The following is a 4,729-nucleotide window of genomic DNA, read 5'->3' on the forward strand; positions in this document are numbered from 1 at the left end:
GCCTTCCCCTTTCTGCATAAAGTCGGAAGGCCGAAGTGTAGATCGCAATTCAAATCGATTACGGTCGTTTCTTGATGCAACTCAATGGAACACTGTGGGTTGCTAGATTTCTAAATTTGCTCAGTGGGACAGCAGTGGGTGGCGTCCCCTATTGACCTATTGATCCCCTATTAGATCCAGAAAATGTCTCTGAATGCGATGACCAGTCGATGATATCATGCCGGTTTCCGGAGTATGATGCTTGAACCCTGATGTTGCCAAGGCTATTCCCGAGCTGGTTCGTCGCAGGATCCTCCCGGTGGAGAGCGCCTCCTTGCTGCTGCGCATTGCCGGAGACAAGTTGGTCTCGGTCGATCTCGAAATCCGGCTGCTATTTTACCTTGGTGTTTTGTTGACTGCCGCCGGCGCCGGGCTCTTGGTGCAGCAGAACTATCAGCACATCGGTCCTCTCGCCATCGCAATCGCTCTTGGAATTGCGGCGTTGACGCTGCTGGGTTGGGCGGCGCGGCACGCGCCGCCGTTCTCCTGGGCGGAGGCGCCGTCCCCTTCGCTCGAGTTTGACTATCTGCTCCTCCTTGGAGTCCTGCTCGGGGCCGCAGATCTTGCCTTCGTCGAGGTCCAATTTACTCCGCTCGGCTCGAACTGGCTGTGGCACCTGCTGATCGTTTCGGCTTTGATGGCGTGCGCCGCCACTCGCTACGATTCGCGGACAGTCTTTTCGCTAGCCCTTTCCACCTTTGCCGCTTGGCGCGGATTGTCTGTCTCGTTCCTGGAAAAGCCGCTCTGGCATGCCTACGACGACTCTGTGCGCCTGAACGCGCTGGGCTGCGGCCTGCTCTTTGTCCTTCTCGGCCGCTATCTGCTTCGCGGCAGGCGGAAACCTCACTTTGAGCCGGTCGCAGTTCATTTGGGCTGGCTTTTGATCCTGGGAGCGCTCGTTTCCGGCGGTCCGGAGCATGGAGCGAAGGGAATGGCCTATGTTGTCCTGCTGGCCATGTCCGGATTGTGGCTGGCCAGGTACTGCTTCCTCGGGCGGCGATTCGCTTTGTTTGCCTTCGGGGTGCTAGCCGTGTACATCGCCCTGGCCCAGCTTGTGTTCAAGGCCAGCCTCGATTCCACGCTTGAATTGCTTTGGATCACCCTGAGCGCTTTGGCCCTGATTGCGTGGCTCTGGAAGGTACAGAAGAAGATGAAGGAGCCCGTATGAGACCGGATCTGGCGCGGGCCGACCGCATGCAGGCGCTGCGCGAGACGGCGCGGGACTGGTTCCGGGCCGGTTGGATTGACGAAAATGGCCGCCGCGCCATTGAACAGTCGTACCCGGATGATCGGGTTCGGACAGGATTCGCTTTTCGCGTCCTGTTCTTTGTGTTGACGCTCTGCGCCCTACTGGCTGCGACGGGAATCGTATACGTCCAGGTCCGGTCCCATTACGCTGCGGCGGCGTTTGCATTGACGGCCGGCCTGATCAGTGCGGCAGCTACAGGGTGCCTCATTGGCCCCCTCAAACGCAGGCAGGGCGGCATTGAAGCCGCGTTGTCACTTGGCGCCATCCTCAATCTGATGGTAGGTATAGGGATCTTCTTGTACGAGATCGACTTTCTGCAATACCAGGACACCTCAACCCTGCTGTTGTTCCTGCTGGCCCTGCTCTCGGCCGCGGCGGCATGGTTTTGGGGCTACTGGCCTTACGCCGCGCTCTCCGCTTACTCGTTGTTTCATGCCTCGATTACTCTGCCAGCAGGCCGCCTGTTGTGGATTGTCGGGCTGCTGGCGTTGTATCGACCGTTGACCGCGGGCTGTAATTCCCCGCGGCTGCCGCCATCGCTCAGGAAATCCGCGGCTGCCAACGTGTTCACACTTGACCATGGCGTTGCCGGATACGTGCTGGACTCCTGGAGGTGGAACGCAGAGTTCTTTCCCCGATGGCTTTCGATTGCTCTCACGGCAGTCGTGCCGCTTGCCGTTTTTTTCCTTGGAGTCGTGGCGAGGCGGCGCCTGTTTTTGAATTTGGGAATTGTCCTCGCCATTTTCTCTGTCCTTACCCTGAGGCAGTACTATCACCTCGCACCTCCGTGGCTTTTGTTAAGTGCCGCGGGGGCCCTGCTTCTAGCTGCTGCCGCAGGATTACGGCGCTTCCTCAATTCTGGCGCCGCCGGGGAGCGTATGGGTTTTTCCGCGGAACCGCTGGGGCAAGATCCCGGGAGGCGCCGGCCGATGGAAATCCTGGCCAGTGTTGCGACTCTTACGCCCGGCTCGCCGCCTGCAACAGAAAGGCCGCAATTCCGCGGCCGCGGCGGGGAGTTCGGCGGCGGCGGCGCCTCCGGCGATTTCTAGTCGATGCAGATTCCATACGCCGCTGTCGCACCCAAACAGGCGCAGCCGTGAATATGTCTCTCGAAATCGCAACGTGGCCGGCCACTCCGGATGAACTCATCCGGATCCAGCACAAACTCGCCACCGTGTCCCCGGAGCCATGGGTTATCGGCGACGCGCTGCGTGCGGTGGCCGGTTGCTGGATCTGCCACCCGAAAGGGCGCGAGGGGAAAGGCGCGGCGGGAGATCCATGCTGGGCTGCTGCAGCGCTGGTGGTAGACGGCAGACTGAGTGCGGTCGAGGTCGCCCGGGGCGAAGCTCCGGCCGCTTACCAGCCAGGCTTGCTTGCCCTGCGCGAAGGCCCCTTGCTGGAAGAGGCTGTGCTGCGACTTCCGGAGCGTCCCGAAGTCCTGCTTGTCAACGCAACGGGCCGCGACCATCCGCGCCGCGCCGGGCTGGCGGTCCATCTGGGTGCAAAGCTTTCGTTGCCTACGGTCGGCGTGACGCGGCAGCCTCTCCTGGCCGATGGCCCCTGGCCCGCGCGGGAGCGGGGCGCTGCGGCGCCGCTGCATATTGAAGAAGAGGTCGTCGCCTGCCGGCTGTGCACCCGGCGCGGCACTCTTCCGCTGGTGGTGCATCCCGCCTGGCGCACTCGTTTGGACACAGCGGTCGCCGTGGTCATGGCCACGACCGGGCGTTGCCGTACTCCTGAGCCCTTGCGCCAGGCGCGGAGCTCTGCACGCGAGGCTCGCGCTCGTGCAGGAGGCGTGGGGATTGTCCCGCATGGAGACTGAACAGGAACGTCAAAGGCGGCCCTGAACACGTATCGGGCGGCCCAGGCACAAGCCCAATCCCCGTTAATAGAAGGATTTCTGTTACCAACAGCTTGTGATCCGGGACTCAGCTCGCTCGCACCGTCGCGACAGGGCCGCTCGGAACCTGGCGCAATGCCTCGATGCGCCTTAGGATCGGCGGGTGCGAGTAGTTAAGGAAGACGTAAAGCGGATGAGGGGTCAGGTTCGACAGATTGTGAAGCGAGAGGAGCTTTAAAGCCTGGATCATGGAGCAGGGGTCCCTCGTGGTCTCGGCGGCGTAGCGGTCCGCCTCGTATTCGTTGCGACGGGAGAGGATCTGGATGAGCACAGACAGAACCATCTCGAGGGGAGCGTAGAGCAAGCCGAATATAACGAGGCCTGCGTAGAGCGAAGGTTGTTCCAGGTAGAAAGCTTCAAACAAACCCCTTTGCCGGATAAAAACTGAAAGCAGGTAAAACAACACGCCCGTGTGCAGAATGCTGAGCACCAATCCCTGAATGATGTGCCTTTTCTTATAGTGCCCGATTTCGTGCGCCAGCATGGCAACCAGCCCGGGAACCGAGTGCTTTGCGATCAGCGTGTCAAACAGCGCGATCCGTTTGTTCCTGCCGAATCCCGTGAAAAAAGCGTTGGCTTTGGCGGATCGCCGGGATCCGTCCATGACAAAGAGGTTTTTCAGCGAAAAGTCCACCGAACGGGCGTAGGAGAGAATCGCCTGTCTCAATTCGCTTTCCGGAAGCGGCTCGAACTTGTTGAATAACGGCATGATCCAGGTCGGCGCAATGAACTGGACGAACAGTGTGAAGAGCGTAGTTGCCAGCCAGCAGTACAACCAGGCCGCGGCGCCCGCGTATTGGAAAAGGGCGAGGATCCCCGACAGCAGCGGCGCCCCCAGCAGTGCGCCGAGCACAGCGGCCTTTGCTATGTCGGCAACATAGGTGCTTGCGGTAGTCCTGTTGAACCCGAATCGCTCTTCAATCCCAAACGTGCGGTAGATGCCGAAGGGTAGTGACAGGGCCGACCTGGCGACCACCAGAATTCCGATGTAAGCCAGCCCGGTCAGAATCGGATTCCAGTTCCAGCCGCGCACGACGCCGTCGAGCAAGTTAAAGCCGCCGGAAAACCAGAACACCAGGGTGACGGCGACGCTAAAAAACGATGTGACAAATCCGAACCGCGTTTGAGCCCTGGTGTAATCCTGGGATCTCTTGTAGGCATCTGCGTTGTAGACGCCTGCGAATTCTTCCGGGAGGTCATCACGCAGTGCTTTCAGGTTCAGGATTTCCGTGATCAACCCCACAACAAACTGGAGGGCCAGTGTGGCCAGCACGACAATGGCATAGACATTCATGTCCGTCAGCACACCCCCTCGCACGGACGTTGACCAGCCGCGATCTCTCGTCCGACAGCCGGCCCATTGCGCATGCGCCTTCCCGCTCCTGGAAACCCCACGGGCAGGGCTTATGGTGTACCCCAAAAACTGGACAGGTGATTAAGGTGTAAAATCGCTGCCGCCTCGGAGGAGCGAGCGATGAAAAGAGAGCGGAAGCGGTATGATGGGACACTCAAGGCCAAGGTAGCGGTGGAAGCGATCAAAG

At 60.3% G+C, this 4,729-nt stretch carries 4 protein-coding genes; 3 read left to right on the forward strand and 1 reads right to left on the reverse strand.

The genetic code is table 11. The features are described from left to right. Nucleotides 1-241 precede the first annotated feature (241 nt). Genes LAP85_29530 through LAP85_29540 form a run of 3 tightly spaced genes read left to right on the forward strand, consistent with a single transcriptional unit; the run spans nucleotide 242 to nucleotide 3,110 of the window. The gene (locus LAP85_29530) at nucleotides 242-1,207 is read left to right on the forward strand and encodes a hypothetical protein (GenBank protein MBZ5500552.1); all 966 of its coding nucleotides are present in this window, start codon (nucleotides 242-244) and stop codon (nucleotides 1,205-1,207) included. Continuing rightward, nucleotides 1,204-2,337, forward strand: a complete 1,134-nt coding sequence (locus LAP85_29535; protein ID MBZ5500553.1) for a hypothetical protein — start codon at nucleotides 1,204-1,206, stop codon at nucleotides 2,335-2,337. The genes LAP85_29530 and LAP85_29535 overlap by 4 nt, the downstream gene beginning before the upstream one ends. A 53-nt stretch (nucleotides 2,338-2,390) precedes the next feature. After that, a complete protein-coding gene (locus LAP85_29540; GenBank protein ID MBZ5500554.1) occupies nucleotides 2,391-3,110 on the forward strand; it encodes an endonuclease V in 720 nt (239 codons plus the stop codon). 106 nt (nucleotides 3,111-3,216) lie between these two features. Here LAP85_29540 and LAP85_29545 read toward each other — a convergent pair whose 3' ends face one another. After that, nucleotides 3,217-4,482 (reverse strand): M48 family metallopeptidase, encoded by a 1,266-nt coding sequence (locus LAP85_29545; GenBank protein ID MBZ5500555.1) that lies wholly within the window; start codon nucleotides 4,480-4,482, stop codon nucleotides 3,217-3,219. Nucleotides 4,483-4,729: the final 247 nt, after the last annotated feature.

The organism is Terriglobia bacterium (genome assembly GCA_020072565.1).
Taxonomy (GTDB): domain Bacteria; phylum Acidobacteriota; class UBA6911; order UBA6911; family UBA6911; genus JAFNAG01.